The organism is Haloferax gibbonsii, assembly GCF_001190965.1.
GTDB classification, from domain to species: domain Archaea; phylum Halobacteriota; class Halobacteria; order Halobacteriales; family Haloferacaceae; genus Haloferax; species Haloferax gibbonsii.
In genome coordinates, this window is the sequence record NZ_CP011947.1 from 753575 (window position 1) to 776974 (window position 23400).

Annotated in this window: 25 protein-coding genes; 12 read left to right on the plus strand and 13 right to left on the minus strand. The window is 65.2% G+C overall.

The window, feature by feature from the left end:
- Window positions 1–105 precede the first annotated feature (105 nt).
- The 8 genes from ABY42_RS04015 to ABY42_RS04050 form a co-directional block, all read right to left on the minus strand.
- Window positions 106–549, minus strand: a complete 444-nt coding sequence (locus ABY42_RS04015) for a DUF7313 family protein (protein WP_004972593.1) — start codon at window positions 547–549, stop codon at window positions 106–108.
- Between the two features lie 133 nt (window positions 550–682).
- Window positions 683–964 (minus strand): DUF7314 family protein, encoded by a 282-nt coding sequence (locus tag ABY42_RS04020; RefSeq protein WP_004972591.1) that lies wholly within the window; start codon window positions 962–964, stop codon window positions 683–685.
- On the minus strand, window positions 957–1346 hold the full coding sequence (locus ABY42_RS04025; protein ID WP_004972590.1) for a DUF7315 family membrane protein: 390 nt from the start codon (window positions 1344–1346) through the stop codon (window positions 957–959). The genes ABY42_RS04020 and ABY42_RS04025 overlap by 8 nt, the downstream gene beginning before the upstream one ends.
- A 39-nt stretch (window positions 1347–1385) precedes the next feature.
- Complete coding sequence (locus ABY42_RS04030; protein WP_004972588.1) at window positions 1386–2150, minus strand: cytochrome b family protein; 765 nt, start codon at window positions 2148–2150, stop codon at window positions 1386–1388.
- 10 nt (window positions 2151–2160) lie between these two features.
- Complete coding sequence (locus ABY42_RS04035) at window positions 2161–2955, minus strand: cytochrome b (RefSeq protein ID WP_004972586.1); 795 nt, start codon at window positions 2953–2955, stop codon at window positions 2161–2163.
- Window positions 2956–2958: 3 nt separating this feature from the next.
- Window positions 2959–3348, minus strand: a complete 390-nt coding sequence (locus ABY42_RS04040; RefSeq protein ID WP_004971171.1) for a DUF7318 family protein — start codon at window positions 3346–3348, stop codon at window positions 2959–2961.
- Complete coding sequence (locus tag ABY42_RS04045) at window positions 3348–3986, minus strand: halocyanin domain-containing protein (protein ID WP_004972585.1); 639 nt, start codon at window positions 3984–3986, stop codon at window positions 3348–3350. Before ABY42_RS04045 ends, ABY42_RS04040 begins: the two co-directional genes overlap by 1 nt.
- An 85-nt stretch (window positions 3987–4071) precedes the next feature.
- Complete coding sequence (locus tag ABY42_RS04050; RefSeq protein WP_049904945.1) at window positions 4072–4902, minus strand: DUF7319 domain-containing protein; 831 nt, start codon at window positions 4900–4902, stop codon at window positions 4072–4074.
- Between the two features lie 244 nt (window positions 4903–5146).
- Here ABY42_RS04050 and ABY42_RS04055 point away from each other — a divergent pair, with 244 nt between their 5' ends.
- Window positions 5147–5629: a DUF7321 family protein gene (locus ABY42_RS04055; RefSeq protein WP_004972583.1), complete on the plus strand. Its 483-nt coding sequence runs from the start codon at window positions 5147–5149 to the stop codon at window positions 5627–5629.
- 4 nt (window positions 5630–5633) lie between these two features.
- Here the strand turns inward: ABY42_RS04055 and nth are convergent, their stop codons facing one another.
- Entirely contained in the window at window positions 5634–6317 is a 684-nt protein-coding gene (gene nth, locus ABY42_RS04060; RefSeq protein WP_050458787.1) for an endonuclease III, read from the minus strand.
- A gap of 144 nt (window positions 6318–6461) precedes the next feature.
- Between nth and ABY42_RS04065 the strand changes: the two genes are divergently transcribed.
- A complete protein-coding gene (locus ABY42_RS04065) occupies window positions 6462–7193 on the plus strand; it encodes a DUF998 domain-containing protein (protein ID WP_004972581.1) in 732 nt (243 codons plus the stop codon).
- Between the two features lie 40 nt (window positions 7194–7233).
- Window positions 7234–7368, plus strand: coding sequence for a hypothetical protein (locus ABY42_RS20050; protein ID WP_004972580.1), 135 nt, complete (start codon window positions 7234–7236; stop codon window positions 7366–7368).
- 71 nt (window positions 7369–7439) lie between these two features.
- Here the strand turns inward: ABY42_RS20050 and pan1 are convergent, their stop codons facing one another.
- Window positions 7440–8657: a proteasome-activating nucleotidase Pan1 gene (pan1, locus tag ABY42_RS04070; RefSeq protein ID WP_004971162.1), complete on the minus strand. Its 1218-nt coding sequence runs from the start codon at window positions 8655–8657 to the stop codon at window positions 7440–7442.
- 171 nt (window positions 8658–8828) lie between these two features.
- Between pan1 and ABY42_RS04075 the strand changes: the two genes are divergently transcribed.
- Genes ABY42_RS04075 through rad50 form a run of 4 tightly spaced genes read left to right on the plus strand, consistent with a single transcriptional unit; the run spans window position 8829 to window position 13559 of the window.
- A complete protein-coding gene (locus ABY42_RS04075) occupies window positions 8829–9098 on the plus strand; it encodes a helix-turn-helix domain-containing protein (RefSeq protein WP_004972579.1) in 270 nt (89 codons plus the stop codon).
- 26 nt (window positions 9099–9124) lie between these two features.
- Window positions 9125–9541: a hypothetical protein gene (locus ABY42_RS04080; RefSeq protein ID WP_050458788.1), complete on the plus strand. Its 417-nt coding sequence runs from the start codon at window positions 9125–9127 to the stop codon at window positions 9539–9541.
- On the plus strand, window positions 9538–10881 hold the full coding sequence (gene mre11, locus ABY42_RS04085) for a DNA double-strand break repair protein Mre11 (protein WP_050458789.1): 1344 nt from the start codon (window positions 9538–9540) through the stop codon (window positions 10879–10881). The genes ABY42_RS04080 and mre11 overlap by 4 nt, the downstream gene beginning before the upstream one ends.
- Complete coding sequence (rad50, locus tag ABY42_RS04090; RefSeq protein WP_050458790.1) at window positions 10878–13559, plus strand: DNA double-strand break repair ATPase Rad50; 2682 nt, start codon at window positions 10878–10880, stop codon at window positions 13557–13559. The genes mre11 and rad50 overlap by 4 nt, the downstream gene beginning before the upstream one ends.
- Window positions 13560–13628: 69 nt before the next feature.
- Here the strand turns inward: rad50 and ABY42_RS04095 are convergent, their stop codons facing one another.
- The 3 genes from ABY42_RS04095 to ABY42_RS04105 are packed head-to-tail and all read right to left on the minus strand — an operon-like array spanning window position 13629 to window position 14873.
- Entirely contained in the window at window positions 13629–14057 is a 429-nt protein-coding gene (locus ABY42_RS04095) for a DUF7346 family protein (RefSeq protein WP_050458791.1), read from the minus strand.
- 27 nt (window positions 14058–14084) lie between these two features.
- A complete protein-coding gene (locus tag ABY42_RS04100) occupies window positions 14085–14639 on the minus strand; it encodes a DUF7322 domain-containing protein (protein ID WP_004972573.1) in 555 nt (184 codons plus the stop codon).
- Window positions 14640–14687: 48 nt separating this feature from the next.
- Window positions 14688–14873 carry a DUF7331 family protein gene (locus ABY42_RS04105; protein WP_004972572.1) on the minus strand — a complete coding sequence of 62 codons (186 nt, stop codon included), beginning with the start codon at window positions 14871–14873 and terminating at the stop codon, window positions 14688–14690.
- A gap of 105 nt (window positions 14874–14978) precedes the next feature.
- On the opposite strand from ABY42_RS04105, the gene ABY42_RS04110 reads away from it, so the two are divergent.
- From ABY42_RS04110 to ABY42_RS04130, 5 genes are all read left to right on the plus strand, one after another.
- Window positions 14979–18986 carry a DNA polymerase domain-containing protein gene (locus ABY42_RS04110; RefSeq protein WP_050458792.1) on the plus strand — a complete coding sequence of 1336 codons (4008 nt, stop codon included), beginning with the start codon at window positions 14979–14981 and terminating at the stop codon, window positions 18984–18986.
- 218 nt (window positions 18987–19204) lie between these two features.
- Window positions 19205–20110, plus strand: a complete 906-nt coding sequence (locus ABY42_RS04115) for an ABC transporter ATP-binding protein (protein WP_042663526.1) — start codon at window positions 19205–19207, stop codon at window positions 20108–20110.
- A gap of 12 nt (window positions 20111–20122) precedes the next feature.
- On the plus strand, window positions 20123–21553 hold the full coding sequence (sufB, locus tag ABY42_RS04120; RefSeq protein ID WP_004044077.1) for a Fe-S cluster assembly protein SufB: 1431 nt from the start codon (window positions 20123–20125) through the stop codon (window positions 21551–21553).
- A gap of 3 nt (window positions 21554–21556) precedes the next feature.
- Window positions 21557–22765, plus strand: coding sequence for a Fe-S cluster assembly protein SufD (gene sufD / locus ABY42_RS04125; protein ID WP_004972569.1), 1209 nt, complete (start codon window positions 21557–21559; stop codon window positions 22763–22765).
- A 143-nt stretch (window positions 22766–22908) separates the two neighbouring features.
- Entirely contained in the window at window positions 22909–23400 is a 492-nt protein-coding gene (locus ABY42_RS04130; protein ID WP_004972568.1) for a hypothetical protein, read from the plus strand.

Genomic DNA, 23400 nt, shown 5'->3' on the forward strand with positions numbered 1-23400 from the left:
TCGGCCGTGATTCAGACACCGAGCGGCGGCGCTCGGCGCGGCGAAAATACGTGTTCCTCGTGAGCGGTGCGAGCGTGACGACGCGGAGAAGAGTGCGTCGCGGAGTTAGACGATGAGGTTCCAGTAGTCCGCGACGAGGAAGAAGAGGCTCTGGAACGCCGCGTACAGGAGCACGAGCGTCGCGGCGACGAGCGAGCCGTTCGGGCGTTCGAGCGGCTTGTCGGTGCGGGCTTCGACCTTACGCGCTTCGAACTCGAAGAAGTCGGTGACGAACATCCCGACGACCAGCACGGTCAGCACCATGCCGCCGTGCGGCTCGACGAGCAGGTAGAGGAACGAGGTCAGGACGAGCGCACCCGAACTAATCGAGTGCGGGAGGTACCGGGAGACTGCCTCCTCTCCACCCTCCTTGGCCTGTCGGACGTGCGACCGGTGACCGAGGAAGCGCGTCGCGAAGTTCGCAAGCACGAGCACGAGCGCCACGTGCGGGACGACCGGTTCGACCGCCGCCAACTGGTCGAGCGGGACGAGGAACTGTAGTGGGTGCATACAGGACCGTCGGAGCGAGACTCATTAGAGTTTTTCCAATCCGACGCGGGAGCGGCGGGGAGGGCGACCGCTATTGTGGGGGGTCTTCGTCGACTCGAAGCGAGATGAGAGGAGAACGGAGCGCGGTGTCGGCTTACTGCGCGTTGCGGCGCTCTTCGAGCGCGGACATAATCTGGTGACCCGCCGGGATGAGCACCCAGAAGGTGAGCGCGCCGAGAAGCGCGAACCAGAGGAACACGTCCATCAGGGTGACGGCGATGATGTTGAACAGTCCCTCGGTCGCGCCGGACGACAGCGGCTCGATGAGCTGTTGTGTGCTCTCGAAACTGCTCGTCCGGTACCACGACGCGAGCACCAGCCACGCGAGTCCGGACCCGGTCAGGATACCCAGACCCTTGATGAATTCGTCAGCCATTGTTCGAGTCTTCGCCGGAGTCCTCTTGAGACTTTCCCATTCCTTGGGCGCGAAATCGGGTGCCGAGCGTGTAGACGACCGCGCCGAACGCGATGATGCCGAGTCCGAAGACCGCGAGGGCCGTGCTCAGTAGGCCGTCCGCGACGCCGATTCCGAGCGCGCCGAGCGCGCCCGCGATGACCGCGCGGAGCGCGCTCACCTGCAGCGTCGCGGCGTCGAGGAAGACGAAGCCGAGGACCACGCTGACGACGGCGATGAGCGTCGAGAAGACGGTGATAGTCTTGTAGAGCCGCATGGGAACGACGATGTCGCGCCGGCCGCGGCGTCCCCGCCGCGTCTCGTCGGCGTCGCCGGTTCGACCGGTTGCGTCGCTGTCTGTCATCAGTGACGCTAAGAAGGGACGGTTGGTAGTGGTTCCGCTCTATTTCGGCGGGCGAAGCCGGTAGTAGCGGCGGTTGAGGTTGTACATGTACCCCTCGCGCATCGTCTTCAGCACCGCGTAGGTGATGGTCCCGAAGACGAACGGGAGCAGGAACGTCAGGTCGAACAGCAGGTCGACGTTCATCGGCATGAGGTTCTTGATGGCCAGAAGCGAGATGGTCATCGCGAACACCACGCCGAAGACGCCGACAGCGGACCAGAACGGCTGCTCGACGGGTCGCCGGGCCGAGCCCTTGTTGAGGAAGGGCACGATGGCGATGAAGCCGACGACGACGCCGTTCGCCAGCACGCCGTAGGTACGGTCGGCCATCAGCTTCTGTCCGCCGAGGATGGCCAGCTCGGGGTTCAGCGGGTTGAGCTTGAGCAGGCCGAACGACCAGTAGAGGTACCAGTCGGGCAGGATAATCGCCGGGGTGCTCGACGGATTCGCGGGGTTGCCGATGTGCGGCGGCATGGTCGCCGAGAGGAACAGAATCATCCCGACGAAGAACGACGCAATCGAGAGGTTACGGACGGTCTCGTGGGGCCACGTGGGGAACGCCAAGACGTCGCGTTCGACGTAGTCGGACTCCGTGCGAAGGTCCTGGTCTTCACGACGTGCGCGCTCGAAGTACTCGTAGGTGAGCCGGGAGAGCCCCGTCTTGCGAGCCTTGCGCTCGCTCCACGTGGGCGTCTCGTCGTCCGGGGCCACGATGCCCGCGCCGTCGGATCGAATCTCCTCGTTTTCGGGTTCGTTGTCGCTCATGATTGTCACCTCAGTGCGGCTCCGCGATGCCCTGCACCCACACGATGCCGATGTGGATCGCGATGAGCGTCGTCACGACGAACGGGAGCAGGAACACGTGGATGATGTACATGCGCTGTAGCGTCGACTGGCTCAGCGAGAAGCCGCCGAACAAGAGCTGTGCGACCCACTCACCGGCGAGCGGGACCGACAGCGACATCTCGACGCCGATCTGCCCCGCCCAGTAGGCTAGCTGGTCCCACGGGAGGAGGTATCCGGTGTACCCGAACACCATCGTCAGGCTGATCAGGACGATGCCGAGAAGCCAGTTCAGCTCGCGGGGTTCCTTGTACGACCCCGTGAAGTAGACACGGAGCATGTGCAGGAACACGGCCGCGACCATGACCTGCGCCGCCCAGCGGTGGACGGAGCGGAGCATGAAGCCGAACTGCAGGTCGCGCATGATGAATTCGATACTGCTGTAGGCCGTCGTGGGGTCACCGGTCGTCGCCGGGGAGTAGTAGAACCCGAGAAGGGCACCACTTATCGCCGCGACGACGTACGCGAGCGTCGAGAACAAGCCGAGCGTGTACAGGGGGTACCAGTACCAGAACTTGTTGTCGAGGTTGTACTGCTCGGTGTGGCTCTTCGGCATCTGGAGGTTGACTCGGTAGTAGAGCGTCTCCAGAAGTTCCAGATAATCGACGATGCGGAGTCGCTTATCCAGCCAGATGAGCGTGGTGAGGAAGGTGGCCTCGACCGGGGTGAGGTCCTTCTTTTTCATCCAGGCCTTGTGGTCGTAGTCGTCTTTGCGTTCGAGACTCATGGTTTATCGCTTGTAGTAGGGGTACACCGCGCGTTTGACCTGTTCCCACGCGTCGTCGCTGCTGAAGGTGACACCGTCGACGTCCTCCTCGCGGACGTAGAGGTCTTCCCACTTGCGACGCCGCTTTTTCACGATCATCACGTCGGGGAGGAACTCCTTGCGGTACAGCGCGAGGATGAACGCGAGGTCCACGAAGATGACGGCGAGGACGCCGCCGAGGAACATGTTCCCCGTGTCCGTCAGGCCCCACCCGGAGACGAAGCCGTAGGTGAAGAGGAACACGAACACGACCTCGATAATCGTCAGGAGGACGATTGCGATGGCCGCTGCGGTGCTCTCGCGCGCCGGTTCGTATCGGTGAATATCGCCGTATGTGCTGCCGGTCGAAGACATTATTCGCCACCTCCGGTGTTACCCGTATTTGGGGACTCGCCGTACTTCAAGATGAAGAACGTGTAGATGATGGTGACGAGGATGCCCAGAATCGTCGCCGAGCCGACCCAGTGGGCCTGAATCGGGACGCCGAGTTCGTGCAGTTCCTTCTCGCCGCCACCGCCGGTGCTGATAGTCGCCACGTCGTCGCCGACGGCGACCGCGCCGAGCATGCCGAGCGCCTCGTGGGGCACGCAGTGGTACTTCGTGATGCCACCGTTCTCGAACGTGAACTCGTAGGTCGTTCCGGCCTCGGAGACGGACGCGCCGGAGTCGAGCGACGCGCCCTCGCTCGCGACGACGTTGTGGCCGCCGCCTTCGCCGGTCCACTCCCACGTCACGGTCGTGCCGGGGTCGATCCAGATGCCAGCCGGTCCGAACGCAAGGTTACCTCCGTTGCCGGACGCGCCGACCTCGATGGTGACTTCGCTCTGACCGCGGAGGTCTTCGTAGCCTCCGTCGATGCCGTCGAGGTAGCCACCGAAGTCGGGTTGAACCTGCGCTCCACCGCCGCCTTCCTGCGCAGCAGCGGTCCCGGCGGCAGCGGTCGCGGCGGCTGTCGCACCGCCAGCCGTTCGGAGAAACTCCCGCCTTTTCATACGGTCGTTCGTCAGGATGGGACGCGCTTAAACCCACCGACTATGCCGTCACGGAGGGTGTTTGCGAGGTGAGCGCGCGCCGGTCTCAGCCCTCAGAACTGAGGGCGTCTCCCTCGGGGGCCTCGACCAAGGACGCGACGTTCTCGTCCCCGTCGAACGTCGGGACGAACTCGGGGCGCGACCCGCCTTCGAGACCCATGACGCGGAGCCTGTCTCGGTACTCCTCGGCGCGGAAGCGGTCCGAGAGTCGGGCGTTCGCCACGACGACGAAGAGGAAAAAGCCGATGACGAGAAAGCCCAGGCCGGCCAGCGGCGCGATAATCGAATCGAGGTCGGGGAGGACGAGCCACGCGCCGATGAGCGCGAACCCGCCGAGTAGCTGCCCGAACGCGACGATTTGGAGCATTCGGTTGCCGAAGTCGCCGGTCCCCTGTGCGACCTCTTCGGGTTCGGGGAGCCTGACGGTCTCGGGCGCGTCGTTCACCTCGAAGTCCTCCATCGAACAGAGCGCGACGGTCGGTTTCACGTCGCGGAGGACGGTCCCCTCGCCCTCGACGCTCCCGTCCGGGTAGACGACGGCGTAGCCCTCGTCGGAGTACGCGAGAATCCGTGGCTCGCCGTTTTCCGTCACGCGTTCGAGGACGGCGAACACTTCGCGAATCGCGACGCGGTAGCGGAGTTCCTGTTCGACGCGGTCGAGCAACTCCTCGCCGACGACCCACGAGTCGGGGTCGAACGCGGCGTCCCACTCTTCGGGGGTCATCTTCGCCATGTCGGCCGGGCCGAAGTTCTCGAAGTCGTACTTGGCTTCGACCTCCTCGCGGAGGGCCGCGAGCTCCGCGTCGGACATCGCGGCGTCGGCGTCCGCGTCCGGTGACGAGCCGTCGTCGGCCGGGGCGGAAGACGAGTCTGACATCGCCACGGAGTAGGGTCCACGCCGGTAAACGTGTTCCGACCCCGAACCGTGTTCGTCGCGTGCGGTCGGCCACGAGCCGCCCATCGGACGCGACCGCTCGCTGGTCCAGCGCTCGAACGGCGGTGGTCCGGTGCTCGAATCCCGGCGGTCGCGGCCGACGTTTAGCTCCTGTCGCGTGGTCTAGCGCTCGAACGGGACGCGGCGCATCGGTCCCTTTAGGCCGACCGGGTGCTAACGCCGTGCGATGGCAGACGAGACGACGCTCGCCACGCTCGCCGCGATTACCGTCACGGCCAGCTTCCCGTTCTACATCTACGGCGCGTGGATAATGATCGACGCCGAGACGGTGTCGTGGGACGTGCTCGTCTACCACCTCAAAATCATCTTCCCCGGGCTCGTGTTGAACACGGTCCCGGTCGTCACGTGGATGCTCCCCCGGCTCTTTCAGCAGCTCAACGGGCTCAGCGCCCTCCACGCGATTCTCGGCCTGCAGGCGTACGCGATGCTCATCTTCGCGCTCACGGGAATCGTCCGCATCTTCCAGGCCAAGTGGGAGGCCGACCTCTACCGCGACCCGGACCAGGACGTGTCGCTCGACGACCTCCACGAGAACATGGGCGCGTGGCGCGGCCGCCTCCGCGTCGGCGTCTTCGGCTACGTCATCTTCTGGGTGTTCGCGTGGCTGCTCGGTATCTACCGCTACCTGAGCGGTTACGTGTTCGTCTGAGCGCTCACCACGCCTCGCCGCTGGCGAGGTCGACCTCGTGGTCGAGCTTCGACGAGGGGCAGACGTCTTCGAGCACGCAGGCGTCGCAGTCAGGGTTGCGCGCGTCGCAGACGGCTCGGCCGTGGCTGATGAACAGGTGGGTGAACTGCTGCCAGTCGCGCTCGGGGACGACCGGCATCAGGTCCTCCTCGATTCGCTCGGGGTACTCCTCTTCTGTCAGCCCGAGGCGGCGCGAGAGCCGCTGGACGTGGGTGTCGACGACGATTCCCTCCACGATGTCGTGGCCGTGCTGGAGGACGACGTTCGCGGTCTTCCGGCCGACGCCGGCGAGGTCGGTCAGCGCCGACATGGTGTCCGGAACCTCGCCGTCGTGCTTCTCGATGATGTCCGCGCACGCGGAGCGGATGTACTTCGCCTTGTTGTTGTAGTAGGTGATGGAGCTGATGTCGTCGGCTAACTCCTCTTGGTCGGCGGCGGCGTAGTCCGCGGCGCCGTCGTACTTCTCGAACAGCTCCGCGGTGACCTTGTTGACGCGCTCGTCGGTACACTGCGCCGAGAGCATGACGGCGATGAGCAGTTCGAGGCGGTTCGAGTAGGAAAGCGAGATAGTGGTGTCGGGGTACTCCTCGTACAGTCGGTCGAGGACCTCCTCGGCTTGCGCCTCGCGGCTTTCGAGTGGCGTGCCCATACCTGTGGGTGCGACCCGGTCGGTTTCAGTCGTTCGGGTTGGGGCGAGGGGTGCGGATTCCTGACCGTCCGGATTCTCGCGGTTTAAGAGCCAGCGTTCGGTGTTATCGACGCGTCAGTCGTCTAGACGGACGGAGTGAGCACGATGACACCAACCACCGACTCCCGACGGGACGGCAGTCCGCCGACCGAGACGCGACCCGAACGAATCGCCGAGACGCCGGGCGCACACGACCGCCGGCGCGACCGGTTCGTCGCCGGCGCGATGCTGTTCGCGTTCGGCCTGCTCGCGTTCATGGGAATCATCACCGCCGAGGCGTTCTACCCCGGCTACAACGCGGGCGTACAGGAGATAAGCGACCTCGGCGCGACCAGGCCGCCAAACAGCATCATCCTTCAGCCGTCGGCGACGATTTTCAACGCGACGATGGTGCTTTCGGGGCTGTTGGTCCTCGGCGCGAGCTACTTCGCGCACCGGGGGCTCCGCGACCGCGTCGTCACCGCCGCCGTCGCGATGCTCGGCGTGGGCATCCTCGGCGTGGGCGTCTTCGACGGGAGCGAAGCCCCGATGCACGGGCTGTTCGCCCTCCTGACGTTCTTCGCCGGCGGCCTCTCCGCGGTCGTCGCCGCGCGGGTCATCGAGACCCCGTTCCGGTATCTCTCGGTCGCGGTGGGCGGGTTCGTCCTCGCCCTCCTGGCGAGCATCTTCGCGTTCGGCCTCCTCGGCCTCCCGCACCCGCTTTCGTTCCTCGGCGCGGGTGGTATCGAGCGCTACGTCGCCTACCCGGTGCTCCTGTGGTTCATCGGGTTCGGCGGCTACCTGATGGGGTCCGCGTCGGAGACGGCCCTCCCCGACCCGACCGATTCGGCCGCGTGAATACCGACGATTTATCATTCACGACCGCGACCGACCGAGTATGTCCGCGCTCGAACTTCCCGGCCGGCGCGAATCGTGGTTGACCGCGGCCGCGACGCTCGGCGGGTACGGTCTCATCCTCGCCGCGATGTTCCTCGCGCTGTTCGTCCTGCCGTACTTCGCGTTCGCCGCGTAGCCACTCGGCGGTCGGCGTCGCGCGAAAAGCGAAGTAGAATCGAAACCGAAACGAAACGCGACTCGCGTCGGTTACGCGAACGCGCGGGAGACTTCCGTCTCGTCCGAGGCTTCCTGCTGAATCTTCTCCCAGGCGTCGAGGAAGTCCTGCATGTATATCTCCGTGCGGTCGTCGCGGATGGCGAACATCCCCGCTTCCGTACAGACTGCCTTGATGTCGGCACCCGAGGCGTTGTCGGCCATCTCAGCGAGCTCGACGAAGTCCACGTCGTCGGAGACGTTCATCTTCCGGGTGTGAATCTGGAAGATTATCTCGCGGCCGTCCTCGTTCGGCTTGGGCACCTCGATGAGGCGGTCGAACCGCCCCGGCCGGAGAATCGCGGGGTCGAGCATGTCGAAGCGGTTGGTCGCCGCGATGATGCGGATGTTACCGCGCTCGTCGAAGCCGTCCATCTCGGCGAGCAGCTGCATCATCGTGCGCTGGACCTCGGCGTCGCCGGAGGTCTTCGAGTCCGTGCGCTTCGAGGCGATGGCGTCTATCTCGTCGATGAAGATGACGGCGGGCTCGTTCTCGCGGGCGACCTCGAACAGGTCGCGGACGAGCTTCGCGCCCTCGCCGATGAACTTGTGCACCAGCTCGGAGCCGGCCATCTTGATGAACGAGGCGTTCGTCTGGTTGGCGACGGCCTTCGCGAGCATCGTCTTGCCGGTCCCCGGCGGGCCGTACAGGAGCACGCCGGACGGCGGGTCGATGCCGACCTTCTCGAACATCTCGGGGCGGTCGAGCGGCATCTCGACCGTCTCGCGGACCTCCTGCATCTGCTCTTCGAGTCCGCCGATGTCCTCGTAGGTCACGTCGGGGCTGTGTTCGACCTGCATCACGCGAGCCCGGACGTCCGTCTCCTTGTCGAGTCGCTTGACGATAGAGAGGGAGTTGTTCACGGCGACGCGCGCGTCGGGTTCGAGCTCCTCGCGCATCTCGTCTGTCACTTCGGTGAGGGCCTCTTGGTTGTTACCGTGCTGCTTGATGATGACCCCCTCGTCGGTGATTTCCTGAACCGTCGCAACGAAGAGCGGCGACTGCTTGAGCTTCTTGTTCTCGTGGGTAAGCCGCTCGAGCTTCTGTTGATACTTGTTGTTCTCGGCGTTCGTGTCGAGGAGCTTGTCGCGCATCTCCTCGTTCTGCGTTTCGAGAACTTCGAGCCGCTCTTGAAGGGCGGTGATCTTCTCCTGCTGCGACGCCGAGTCCTTATCGTAGGGGAGGTCGACGTCGTCCACAGTATCGGTCATCATCCGGCATAGGGTGCAGGTTCATAAGAGGCTTCGGGTGTGTGAGGGATTCGCCGCCTAGGGCCCGTCTGCCGCCCGGATGACGAGTCTGACGCGCGTCACATAAATTCCCCATAGTAATAAATCTGGATAGCAAATATTATCTAATAGCATTGCATGGTACCTCGTACGATGAGCACCACGGAAGCAGTCGAACGCGAGTCCGAGCCCCAGTCAGACGACCGGTGGGAATCGGTTCGGGACATGCCCCCGAGCGCGAAGTTGGTCGCGAAGATTCTCGATTACGAGGACACGCTCACCCAGAGCCAAATCGCCGAAGAATCGCTTCTCCCCCCGCGTACCGTCCGCTATGCGCTCTCCCGGCTGGAAGACGAGGGCGCGGTCGACTCCCGATTTTCGTTCTCCGACGCGCGCAAGCGCCTCTACACGCTCAACATTTAAATCCGAACGCGCGGCCACGTCGCCGCATGTCTTCGCCCGCTCCCGACGACGTCGGCCGCGCGCTCGCCGCGCTCGCCGACGCCGACGCTGACGCCGGTATCCCCGACTACGAGTCGCGCCCGCCCGCCGAAGTCGTCGCCGAGGCGCGAAACGCCTTCGAGTCGCTCCGTTCTGCCGCCCAGTTTCTCTCCGACGGAGGCGAACTAACGCTCCGCCGAGCGGTCGGCGAGGCCGCCCGGCGCGGACACCACGAGTGCGCGCGCACCGGTCGGGCGCTCCTCGCGGACCTCGACCGCCTGCGCGGCGCGCTCGTCGACGTGGGCGCGACCGAGGTGTCGAATCGGCGCTCCCGAACCGCACAGCGGCGACCGCGGGATGCCGACCACTTCCGCTCCGGTCGCACAACCGTTTTCAGCGGCGGTGGCGAACCGGTTGATAGATGACACGGGTGATACACACCGGCGACACCCACATCGGGTATCAGCAGTACCACTCGCCGGAGCGCCGACAGGACTTCCTCGACGCCTTCGAGCGGGTCGTCGCGGACGCGCTCGACGGAGACGTGGACGCCGTCGTCCACGCCGGCGACCTCTACCACGACCGCCGTCCCGAACTCCCCGACCTCCTCGGGACGCTCGCCGCGCTCCGCCGCCTCGACGACGCCGGGATTCCCTTCCTCGCCATCGTCGGCAACCACGAGTCGACCCGCGGGGGCCAGTGGCTCGACCTCTTCGAGCGCCTCGGACTGGCGACGAGACTCGGACGCGACCCCCACGTCGTCGGCGACGTGGCGTTCTACGGGCTCGACCACGTCCCGCGCTCGCGCCGAGACGAACTCGACTACCAGTTCGAACCGCACGACGCCGAGCGCGCGGTGCTCGTCGCTCACGGTCTGTTCACGCCCTTCGCGCACGCCGACTGGGAGACCGAAACCGTCCTCGCCGAGTCGAACGTCGACTTCGACGCGGTCCTCCTCGGCGACAACCACGTCCCCGACACCGCCGAACTCGACGGGACGTGGGTGACCTACTGCGGGTCGACCGAGCGCGCGAGCGCGAGCGAGCGCGACCCGCGCGGGTACAACCTCGTTCAGTTCGGGCCCGACGAGGTCGACATCCGTCGGCGCACCCTCGAAACGCGCCCGTTCGCCTTCGTCGAGGTCGACCTCGCCGGCGACGAGGGCATCGAGCGCGTCCGCCAGCGGGTCCGCGAGTTCGACCTCGAAGACGCGGTCGTCATCGTCGAACTGCGAGGCGAGGGCGACGCCGTCACGCCCGCGGCGGTCGAGTCGTTCGCCGTCGAGGAGGGCGCGCTCGTCGCCCGCGTCAACGACAAGCGCGATATCGACGACGGCGCGGAACTGGCGACCGACGTGAGCTTCGCCGACCCCGACGACGCGGTGCGCGAGCGGGTCCGCGAGATGGGCCTGTCGAGCGCCGCCCTCGACGTGGACGAGACGGTCCGGGCGAGCAAGGTCGCCGACTCGAACGTCCGCGACGAGGTCCGCGAGCGCGTCGAATCGCTGCTCTCCGACGACCCGGGAGCCTTCGTCGCCGCCGAGAGCGGGGATGACCTCGAGAGCGACGACGGCGTCGGGGCCGGGGATTCGGAGGCCATCGAGGGCACGGCGGACGCTGAGAACGCGGAAGCCGCCGAAGACGCGGCCGAGTCCGACACAGGGACGACGACCGAGACCACCGCTGAAACGACGACCGAATCCGACTCTGAGGCCGCCGCGGAACCGGCGGCGAGCCAAGACAGCTCGCTGGGTGATTTCGCGTGAGGTTCACCCGAATCGCCATTCGGAACTTCAAACCCTACGAGGACGCCGAACTCGACCTCAGAGACGGCGTTACGGTCATCCACGGCGTCAACGGCAGCGGCAAGTCGTCGCTCCTCGAAGCGTGTTTCTTCGCGCTCTACGGCTCGAAGGCGCTCGCGGGGACGCTCGAAGACGTGGTGACGACGGGCGCCGACGACGCCGAAATCGCGCTCGAATTCGTCCACGACGGCGGCGAGTACCGCATCGAGCGTCGGATTCGCGTCTCCGGCGACCGCGCGACCACCGCCAAATGCGTCCTCGAAGGCCCCGAGGGAACCGTCGAGGGCGCGCGAGACGTTCGCCGGCACGTCGCGTCGCTCCTGCGCATGGACGCCGAGGCGTTCGTGAACTGCGCGTACGTCCAGCAGGGCGAGGTCAACAAGCTCATCAACGCGACGCCGAGCCAGCGCCAGGACATGATAGACGACCTCCTGCAGCTCGGAAAGCTCGAAACGTACCGCGAGCGCGCCGGCAACGCCCGGCTCGGGGTCGAAGACGTGCTGACGAGAAAGCGGAGCGTCCTCGAAGACGTCGAGTCGCAAATCGAGACGAAAGAGGAGGCGGACCTCCACGCGACGCTCAACGCGCTCGAATCCGAACTCGACTCCCTCGACGAGGAGATTTCGAACTACGAGGGCCAGCGCGACAAGGCGAAGGCGGCGCTCGACGCCGCCGAGGCGACGCTCGACGAGCACGCCGAAAAGCGGGAGCGACTCGACGAGGTCGAGGCGGCAATCGAGGACCTGACCGCGAAAATCTCCACGGACGAGACGAAGCGCGACGACCTCTCGGAGCGCGTCCGCGAACTCGACGCCGCCGCCGACGACCTCGAATCCGACATCGACGACGCCCTCGACCGGGCCGACCTCGACGACGCGAGCGACGAGGCGATTGCCGGCGCGCGGGAGGCGCTTTCGGAGCGCGAATCCGGGCTGCGCGACGACCTCTCCGAGGCGCGGACGCGGGCGCAGGCGTTCGAGACGCAGGCCGAGCGGCTCGCCGAGCGCGCTGCCGACCTCGAATCACGCGCCGAGGAGAAACGCGAGGCCGCCGAGGCCGACGCGGAGACCGCCGCCGAGGCCGAGCGGGAGCTCGAAGCGTTCCGCGAGACGCGCGCGGAGCTTCGGTCGTCGCTCGACGACGCCGAAGCGCGGTTCGAGGACGCCCCCGTCGAACTCGGCGAGGCCGCCGACCTCCTCGAAAAACGTCGTGAGGCGCGGTCCGACGCCCGCGAGTCGCTCGCGGAGACGGAGACCGAACTGAAGAACGCGCGCGAGCGCCTCGCCGAGGCCGAGCGCCTCCGCGACGCGGGCAAGTGCCCCGAGTGCGGGCAGCCGGTCGAGGGCTCGCCCCACGTCGACGCCATCAGCGAGCGCGAGGCCGCCGTCGAATCGCTGGAAGCCGACCTCGACTCGCTCGAATCGGACGTCGAGTCGCGCTCGGCGGCCGTCGAGGCGGCCGAGGCACTGGTCGAAATCGAGAACCGCGCGGGCTCTCAGCGCGACAAACTCGACCTCGCCGAAGAACGCATCGCCGACCGCGAGGAGACCGTCGAGAGCCGCCGGGAGGCCGCCGCGGAGAAGCGCGAGGCCGCCGTAGAACTCGAAGCCGAGGCCGAGGAGAAACGCGAGGCCGCGACGACGCAGGCCGAGCGGGCCGAGGAGGTCGCGGAGACGGTCGAGTCGCTCGAAGCGGACCTCGAAGCACTCGACGAGCGGCGCGACCGACTCGACCGCGTCGAGTCGCTGGTCGACGCGCGGGCCGAGAAAATCGACGCGCGGGACCGGCTCCGCGAGAAGCGCGAGACGCTCGCAGACGTGAACCGCGAGCGCCGCGAACACCTCCGAGAGCGTCGCGAGCGCCGCGACGAACTCCGCGAGACGGTCGACGAGGAGGCGGTCGAGGGGGCGAGACAGCGCAAGCAGAAGGCCGCGGCGTACCTCGAACGGGTCGAAGACGAGGTGCTTCCCGAACTACGAGACAAGCGCGACGAACTCCAGAGCCGCGTCGGCGGCGTCGAGGCCGAACTCGAACAGTTGGACGGCCTCCGGGAGCGCCGCGAACACCTCGCCGAGCGCGTCGACGCCCTCGAATCGGTCCACGAGGAGGTGTCGACGCTCGAATCGACCTACGGCGACCTCCGGGCGGAGCTTCGCCAGCGCAACGTCGAGGTCCTCGAACGGATGCTCAACGAGACGTTCGACCTCGTCTACGCCAACGACGCCTACTCGCGAATCCGGCTCGACGGCGAGTACGGGCTGACGGTGTTCCAGAAGGACGGCACCGCGCTCGAACCCGAACAGCTCTCTGGCGGCGAGCGCGCCCTGTTCAACCTCAGCCTCCGGTGTGCCATCTACCGGCTCCTCGCTGAGGGTATCGACGGCGCGGCCCCGCTCCCGCCGCTCATCCTCGACGAGCCGACGGTCTTCCTCGACGACGGCCACGTCTCGCGGCTGGTCGACCTCGTCGAGGACATGCAGAACCGCGGCGTCAAGCAGATTCTCATCGTCAGCCACGACGACGAGCTGGTCGGTGCGGCCGACGACCTCGTCCGCGTGGAGAAGAACCCGACGACGAACCGCTCGACGGTCGAGCGAACCGACGCGCCGACCGTCGAGAGCGCGCTCGCGGACGACTGAGAGCGGGTCGGTTCCGCCGCGGACGACTGAGAGCGGGTCGGTTCCGCCGCGGACGACCCGAGAGCGACCCTATTCGCTCGCCCGCAGCAGTTCGACCCCTTCTTTCGCGGTCTCAGTCGCCTCGTAGCCGCGCTCCCCGTAGACCGTGGTCTCGGCGACGAGGCCGGCGACCCGGAACTCGGTCAGGAGGCCGTGGAGGTCGCTCTCGCAGAGGTCGTAGGCCCCGAGGAGGTCGACCGCGGGGAGCGGCCCGCGGTCGACGAGGTCGACGAGCAAGCCCAGTCCGCGCTCGGTCGGGACCGCGACGAGTATCTCCCGGACCGGCCCGGGAACGGCTCGTGCGGCGGTTTCGAGCGGAGACTCGCCGCTCACGGCTTCGAGTTCGTCGTTCGGCAGGTGTCGCTCCTCGCCGGTCTCCGGGTCGCGGACGCGGCTGGCGTCGCTCGACTGCTTGACGAGGAGGTACGTCCGGCCGTCTGGCCCGCGAACGGTTCGCATATGTCTCGGCGAAGGGCGCGACGACTGTTAGCGGTTGCGCTCGGGAGCGTCTTCGTCGGTGTCGCTTACATCACCGTCGTCCGCATCGTTCGCATCGTCCTCGTCGTCCCGCCACTCCCCTCGCTTGAACTCTCGGTAGACGGAGTAGACGCGGGCGAGCACGACCACACCGAACAGAAACAGGCCTGCGCCGAGGAGCGTGTCGCCGCGGAAGTAGGCGAGCATCGGGCCGACCGTGACTCCCGCGAGGCCGACGTTCGCGAGGACGACGCTCGCCCAGAACAGGCGGGCTACCTCGGGGTTCACGTCGGGGGAGAACTCCGGCGCGTCGTCGCCGTCGCTCTCGCCGTCCGAATCCTCGTCGGCGTCCTCGCCGGGGATGCGAACGCGGGGAATCGTCGGGAGCTCCTTTTCGGGGTTCCCCCAGCGGGCTTCCGGGTCTCCCCAGCGGGCCTCGGGGTCGCCCCATCGCGTTTCGGGGTCGATTTTCGAGGCCATGTCCGCCGACGGACGCTCCGCGTCGTCGCCTTCGTCTTCCGCGTCAGCGGCGGGCGTTCCCTCGCGTCGCTCGTCGTCCGTCACGCTCGCGTCGAGACGCCGTGCCGAGAAAAAGTGTCCGTTTCGGCCGAGTCAGGCGCAGTCGTCGAGGCGCATCGACCGCGATGCCTCGACCCACGCGAGTGGGTTCTCCGCGTCGTAGAACACCACGCCACCGTCGATATCGTAGGATTCGACCGTCTCGGCTCCCGTCGGACCAGCCGGTCCGTCGCCGTCGATCGTGCCATCCCACCGCTCCGGAGTTGCGTGGTCGGTCATATCGTGTGACAAGGAATGTCACACATGGATATATGTCTTTCCGTGGTTCGGGGTGCAGTTCGCGGAAACGCCGGGGTTTTTAGCCGCGCCATCGAAGCGACTGGCATGACGCAGACGGGTCTGACCGACTTCGGGGGGAACGACGCCGACGGCGCGGGCGACGCGCGGCCTGACGAGGAGGCCGCCATCGTCGCCGGCGACGCCGGCCAGCACGTCTCCGACGTCATCGACACGGACGAGGTGCGGTTTCCCGACCCGGACGGGACGGTCGAACTGGCCGTCACGCAGGTCGACTACACCATCGAGGGCGCGGGCCGCGAAGAGTACCCGGTGATTCACATCTTCGGTCGGACGGCGGACGACGAGACCGAACACGTCCGCGTGCTCGGGTTCCGGCCGTACTTCTACGCGCCCACGGACAGCCTCGACGACGACGCGCTCGACAAGGACGTCATCACCGGCACCGAGGACGGCTACGAGAGCATCCGTGGCGAGGAGCTAACGAAGATTTACGGCCGCACCCCCCGCGACGTCGGCCAGATTCGCGACGAGTTCGACCACTACGAGGCGGACATCCTCTTTCCGAACCGCCTGCTCATCGACAAGGACATCAAAAGCGGCGTCCGCGTCCCCGAGCGCCGCCTCGACGACGGGTCGATTCAGGTTCCCCACCAGGAGGTCGCGCCCGCGGCGGTCGACGCGAGCCTTCGGGTGAACACCTTCGACATCGAGGTCAACGACCGGAACGGCTTCCCCGAGGAGGGCGAAGAGCCGATTATCTGTCTCACCAGCCACGACTCCTACCGCGACGAGTACGTCGTCTGGCACGCCGTCGCCGACGAGGGCCTCGGCAAGCGCCCCGAGTCGTTGCCGAACTACGAGTTCCTCGGGGAGGACGCGGACGTGGAGGTCAGGACGTTCGACGAGGAGGCGGCGATGCTCGACGCCTTCCTCTCGTACATCGAGGAGACCGACCCCGACATCCTCACCGGGTGGAACTTCGAGGACTTCGACGCGCCGTACTTCCTCGACCGGTTGGAGGAGGTCGACAGGACGACCGACCTGAACCTCGACTACAACCGCATGTCGCGGCTCGGCGAGGTCTGGCGCGGCGGCTGGGGCGGCCCGGACATCAAAGGGCGCGTCGTCTTCGACCTGCTGTACGCCTACAAGCGCACCCAGTTCACCGAACTCGAATCCTACCGCCTCGACGCGGTGGGCGAACTCGAACTCGACGCGGGCAAGGAGCGCTACTCGGGCGACATCGGCGACCTCTGGGAGGAAGACCCCGAGCGCCTGCTCGAATACAACCTCCGCGACGTGGAGCTGTGCGTCGAAATCGACCGGAAACAGGACATCATCGCCTTCTGGGACGAGGTGCGGACGTTCGTCGGCTGTAAGCTCGAAGACGCGCCGACGCCGGGCGACACCGTCGACATCTACGTGCTCCACAAGGTCCACGGCGAGTTCGCGCTCCCCTCGAAGGGCAAACAGGAGTCGGAGGACTACGAGGGCGGTGCTGTCTTCGACCCCATCACCGGCGTCAAGGAGAACGTCACGGTGCTCGACCTGAAATCGCTGTACCCGATGTGCATGGTGACCATCAACGCGTCGCCGGAGACGAAAGTCGACCCCGAGCGCTACGACGGGGAGATGTTCCGCGCGCCCAACGGGACGCACTTCCAGCAGGAACCCGACGGCATGATTCGGGAGATGGTCGACGAACTCCTCACCGAGCGCGAGGAAAAGAAGTCGCTTCGGAACTCCCACGACCCCGGCTCGTCGGAGTACGAGCAGTTCGACCGCCAGCAGGCCGCGGTGAAGGTCATCATGAACTCCCTGTACGGCGTGCTGGGCTGGGACCGCTTCCGACTCTACGACAAGGAGATGGGCGCGGCGGTGACGGCGACCGGGCGGAAGGTCATCGAGTTCACGGAACAGGCCGCGAACCAAATCGGCTACGACGTGGCCTACGGCGACAGCGTGACGGGAGATCGCCCGGTCGTCGTCAGAGACCCCGGTGGGACTGTTCGAATCCTTCCTATCGAGGACTTGTTTGCCCGCGGAACGACTGAGTCTGAGGTACTCATCGCTGCCGACGGGGACGTCGTCGCAAGTGCCACTCCCGGGAAGACTCGCCGAGCGCTCGACGGGTGGGAGGCCCTCTCTGTGAACGAAGATGGAGAGGCGGAGTGGCAGCCGATTGCGCAGGCGATTCGCCATAAAACGGACAAACCGGTGGTGAACCTCCAACACAAGTTCGGTGAGTCGACGACGACGAGAGACCACTCGTACGTCGTCCCCGGTGAAGGCGGCCTCACAACTGTCTCTCCGGACGACGTGGCGGAGCCGTATCGCGTCTCCGGGGTGCCCGACGTCGAGCCTGTCGAGCAGGTCGACGTCTACGAGGTCCTTCGTGGGTACGAACGCGAGTACGAGGACGGACGGAGCGTCGGGAGCGATAATTCGATAACGAAGCGGAAACAAATCCACGCGGACGACGAGTATGTCTGGTTCGGCCACGAGCACCACCGAGACGTCGACTCGACCGTCAAAGTCAAACGATTCGTCGATATCGACAGCGAAGACGGTGCAGCACTCATTCGGCTCCTCGGTGCGTACGTCCCTGAAGGAAGCGCATCCACTGGCGAGACGGCGGCGTCGAAATTCGGGGCAAGTATCGCTGAATCCGACCGTGAGTGGCTAGCCCAACTCCAGCGAGATTACTCTCGACTGTTCGAGAACACGACCGCCGGTATCATTACGAGCGACCGACGAGCGGAGCGAACCGTCGAGTATCAAACGGACACAGGCGGTGCGTCGGTCACGTACAACGACGAGACGCTGAAACTGCAGATGATGAACGAACTCGCTGCTGTGTTCTTCCGCGAGTTCGCAGGGCAGACGTCGCGTGGTAAACGGATCCCCTCATTCGTCTTCCACCTTCCTGAGGAGAAGCAAGACTTGTTCCTGACGTTGCTCGTCGAAGGCGATGGATCTCGCGAATTCCCACGATACACCGAAGCGTACGCACAGCGAAACTTCGACTTCGAGACGACGAGCCGAGAACTTGCTGCCGGTCTCTCGATGTTGCTCACGCAACGGGGACAAAAACACTCGCTCAAGTATCGGGACAGCAAAGGCTCGTACACTATTCGGACGTGTAGCTCCTACCGGGAAGGCCGAGACCCCGTGCTGACCGAAGTCGACCACGACGGCTACGTGTACGACCTGAGCGTCGAAGAAAACGAAAACTTCGTCGACGGTGTTGGAGGTATTGTCCTTCACAACACCGACAGCGTCATGCTCGAACTCGGCCCCGACGTGTCGAAACAAGAAGCCATCGAGCAGTCGTTCGACATCGAGGAGCACATCAACGCCGCCTACGACGACTTCGCGCGCGACGAGTTGGGCGCGGACGAACACCGCTTCCAAATCGAGTTCGAGAAGCTCTACCGGCGGTTCTTCCAGGCGGGGAAGAAAAAGCGCTACGCGGGTCACATCGTCTGGAAGGAGGGCAAGGACGTCGACGACATCGACATCACGGGCTTCGAGTACAAGCGCTCGGACATCGCGCAGATAACGAAGGAAGTCCAGAAGAACGTCATCGACATGATCGTCCACGGCGAGGAGACGGAAGTCATCAAAGACTACCTCCACGACATCATCACCGACTTCGAGTCGGGGAACCTGCCGCTCGAACAGGCCGGCATCCCCGGCGGAATCGGCAAGCGCCTCTCGGCGTACGAGACGCCGACCGCGCACGTCCGCGGGGCGCAGTACGCCAACGCCTTCCTCGGGACGAACTTCGGGCGGGGCTCGAAGCCGAAGCGGGTCTACCTCAGGAAGGTCCACCCGTCGTGGTTCCGCGAGATGGAGACCGGCGAGTTCGACCCGCAGGTCGACGACCTCTACCGCGAGTTCAAGCGCGACCCCGACGTCATCTGCTTCGAGTACGCCGACCAGATTCCAGAGGCGTTCGAGGTCGACTGGGACACGATGCTCACCAAGACGCTCGAAGGGCCCATCTCCCGCGTCATCGAGGCGCTCGGGATGTCGTGGGACGAGGTGAAAAGCGGTCAGGAACAGACCGGCCTCGGGAGCTTCATGTGACCGGTCGTATCACCAGGTGATGAAACCGAATTCAGTTACGTAGATGGCGATACCGTAACGTCGTTCGGCTGTCCGAAACCCGGACGAGTGTTCCGAACTGCCGTGATTCTTTGCGGTTTTGAAAACAAATTTTCTTTCTACAAAAGGTGGCGGGGGTGAATGCGCAAGCATTATGGGCGATACTCCCCACCCTTCGAGTACGAGGCAACGAACCAACGATGGCAACTCTCGAGATCAAGAACCTCCACGCACGTGTCGCGGAGGAAGACGGTGAGCAGATTCTGCGAGGTGTCGACCTGGAAGTCAAATCCGGCGAGATCCACGCACTGATGGGTCCCAACGGGTCCGGCAAGTCTACGACTTCTAAAATCATCGCCGGGCACCCCGCCTACGAGGTAACCGACGGCGAAATCCTCCTCCACCTGGAGGACGACGACTTCGGCGACCTCGAAATTCCGGACGACGCCCGCACGTGGAACCTTCTGGAACTGGAGCCGAACGAGCGCGCCGCGCTCGGCATCTTCCTCGGCTTCCAGTACCCCGCGGAAATCGAGGGCGTCACCATGACGAACTTCCTCCGCACCGCGCTCAACGCGAAGATCGACGAGCGCGAGGAGCTCCTCTTCGGCGAGGACGACGAGGAAGAAGAAGAGGAAGCCGGCTACGACACCTCCCCGATGGAGGGTAACGTCGACGACGGCGAAGTCGGCGTCGCCGAGTTCCAGAAGCTCCTCAAAGAGAAGATGGAGCTTCTCGACATGGACGAGAAGTTCATGCAGCGCTACCTCAACGCCGGGTTCTCCGGCGGCGAGAAGAAACAAAACGAGGTCCTTCAGGCCGCGATTCTCGAACCGTCGATTGCGGTTCTCGACGAGATCGACTCCGGTCTCGACATCGACCGCCTGCAGGACGTCTCGAAGGGTATCAACGCGCTGCGCGACGAGCAGGGCACCGGTATCCTCCAGATCACTCACTACCAGCGTATCCTCGAATACGTCGAGCCGGACCACGTCCACATCATGCTGGACGGCAAGGTCGTCAAGAGCGGCGACGCCTCGCTCGCGTCCGAACTCGAAGACAAGGGCTACGACTGGGTCCGTGAGGAAGTGTACGAAGCCGCGTAATCCCCCAACATCATGAGTTCCGACCAAGACCACCTCAAAGAGACAGACACGGAAGCTCGCTTCGAGTTCAAGAAGGAGCAGAAGGCCGCGTTCGTGGCCGAGAAGGGTCTCACCGAAGAGACCATCCGCGTCATCTCGGAGGACAAAGACGAGCCCGAATGGATGCTCGAGCGCCGCCTTCGCGCGCTCAAGCAGTACCAGAAGATGCCGATGCCGACCGACTGGCCCGGCCAGCCTGACCTCTCCGAGGTCAACGTGGACGAAATCGTCCCGTACATCCGACCCGACGTGGAAGTCCGCGGCGGCGTCGACGACTGGCGCGACCTGCCGGACGACATCAAGGACACCTTCGACAAACTGGGTATCCCGGAAGCCGAGAAGAACGCCCTCTCGGGCGTCGGCGCCCAGTACGAGTCCGAAGTCGTCTACCAGAACATGCAGGAGCGCTGGGAGGAGAAAGGCGTCGTCTTCATGAACATGGACCAGGCGGTCCAGGAGCACGAAGACATCGTCAAGGAGTACTTCATGACGAAGTGCGTCCCCCCGAGCGACAACAAGTTCGCGGCGCTTCACGGCGCTATCTGGTCCGGCGGCTCGTTCGTCTACGTCCCCGAGGACGTGACGGTCGAGATGCCGGTCCAGGCGTACTTCCGCATGAACTCCGAGGGCATGGGCCAGTTCGAGCACACGCTCATCGTCGCGGAGAAGGGCTCCGAAGTCCACTACATCGAGGGCTGTTCGGCTCCCAAGTACTCCGCGTTCAACCTCCACTCCGGCGGCGTCGAAGTGTTCGTCGGCGAGGACGCCCACGTCCAGTACTCGACCGTCCAGAACTGGTCGAAGAACACCTACAACCTCAACACCAAGCGCGCCATCGTCGAGAAGGGCGGCCGCATGGAGTGGATTTCGGGCTCGATGGGCTCGAAGGCCACCATGCTGTACCCGGCCTCGATTCTGAAGGGCCGCGGCGCCTCCGACAACCACATCACCATCGCCTTCGCGGGCGAGGGCCAGAACATCGACACCGGCGCGAAGGTGTACCACAACGCCCCCGAGACGAAGTCGACCATCGAGTCGAAGTCCATCTCGAAGGACGGCGGCCGCACGAACTACCGCGGTCTCGTCCACATCGCCAACGGCGCGAAGAACTCCTCGACCGCGGTCGAGTGTGACGCGCTCATGTTCGACAACGAGTCCACCTCGGACACGATGCCGTACATGGAGATCAACGAGTCCACGGTGGACGTCGCCCACGAGGCGACCGTCGGCAAGATCGGCGACGAGGACATCTTCTACCTCCAGTCGCGCGGTCTCGACGACGACGACGCGAAGCAGATGATCGTCTCCGGGTTCATCGAACCCATCACGGAGGAACTGCCCATCGAGTACGCGGTCGAACTCAACCGACTCGTCGAACTCGAGATGGAGGGTAGCCTCGGATAACCAATGAGTGCGCAACTTCCCGCAAACCTGTCCGCAGAGACGGTACGAGAGATTTCGGACGCACGGGACGAGCCGGAGTGGCTCCTCGAGACCCGACTCGAGGCCCTCGAAGCACTCGACGAGCTCGAACTGCCGGACGTCATCCAGACGCCCGGTCGCCGCTGGACGAACCTCGAAGCGCTCGACTTCGAGTCGCTCGTCGACCCGCTGAACCAGGCCGACGAGACGACCCGCGAGTCGCCCGAGGGCGTCGTCGTCCTCCCCTTCACGGAGGCGCTCTCCGAGTACGGCGACCTCATCGAGGAGCGCTTCGGCTCCGTCGTCGACCCCCAGTCGAACTACCTCACCGCCCTCTCGGCGGCGCTGTTCACCACGGGCACGTTCATCTACGTCCCCGAGGGCGTCGACGCCGAGGACGTGAAGATTCGCGCCGAGATGAACTCTCGGTCGCTGTTCAGCCACACGCTCGTCGTCACCGAGAAGTCCTCGTCGGTCACCATCCTCGAAGCCGTCGAGTCCGGCGACAGCGTCGACGACGCGCGGTACTTCTCGAACCTCGTCGAAATCGACGCGGGCGAGAACTCGTACGTCCAGTACGGCTCCCTGCAGAACCTCGACGAGGAGACGTACACGTACTCGCTCAAGCGCGCCGACGCCGACACCTACTCGACCGTCAACTGGATCGAGGGTAACCTCGGCTCGCGGCTCACCCGCAGCGACGTCGAGACCGAACTCAACGGCGAAGCGTCGGAGACGAAAATCGTCGGCGCGTTCTTCGGTCACGACGACCAGCACCTCGACGTCAACGCCCGCGTCTGGCACAAGGCCGAGAACACGACGGCCGACCTCGTGACCCGCGGCGTCCTCGACGACGAGGCGCGCTCGGTGTACGAGGGCGTCCAGGACGTCGGCCGCGACGCGTGGAGTACGAACTCCTACCAGCGCGAGAACACGCTGATGCTCTCGGACCAGTCCGAGGCCGACGCGTCGCCGAAGCTCATCATCAACAACCACGACACCGAGGCGTCTCACGCCGCCTCCGTCGGGCAGGTCGACGCCGAGGACCTCTTCTACATGGTCTCTCGGTCCATCCCCGAAGAACAGGCCCGTAACATGCTCGTGGAGGGCTTCTTCGTCCCCGTCCTCGAAGAGATCGAAGTCGACGAGTTCCGCGACGACCTCGAGGAACTCATCGCGGCCCGCCTGCGGTAGGCAGACCGCTCCGCGGCGCGGCTTCGACGACCGTTTTTCTCGTCCCGCCGACCCGCGAGGGAACCGCTTAAGTCGGTTACTCCCGGAGAGGTGTGTATGTACGTCGTGGGACCGTGTCTTCGAACGTCGAGGGGGACGAGTCCGTGAGCGTCGGGTATCAGGTCACCTCGGACCACCAGCTCGCCCGACTCCTCCAGATCGGTATCGTCCTCGAAGAGGTCGTGGAGGCACGCGCCTACCACCACCACGAGGAACTCGGCGAAGACGCGCTCGACGAGGAGGTTCGAGCCCTTCTTTCGCACGCCGCCGAGGAGTCTGCCGACCACCGCGAACGCCTCGAAGCCGTCATCGACCGGCTGGAGGTCGACAGCGTCCCCTTCGAGGAGATAGAGGCGCTGGTCGAAGCCCAGTACGGCCAGACGAAACCCGAGGACTTCGACGGCGTTCTCTACGACCAACTCTGTAACGAGGAGACCGCCTACAAGTTCTACGACGACGTCATCGAGGCCATCGAGGCGAGCGACGCACAGTTCTCTATCGACCGCGAGGAACTCGTCGCGACGCTGTCGGCGATTCGCGAGGAGGAAGCCGAGGGCGTAGAAGAAGTAACGCGAATCATGGAAGACCGCGAGTGA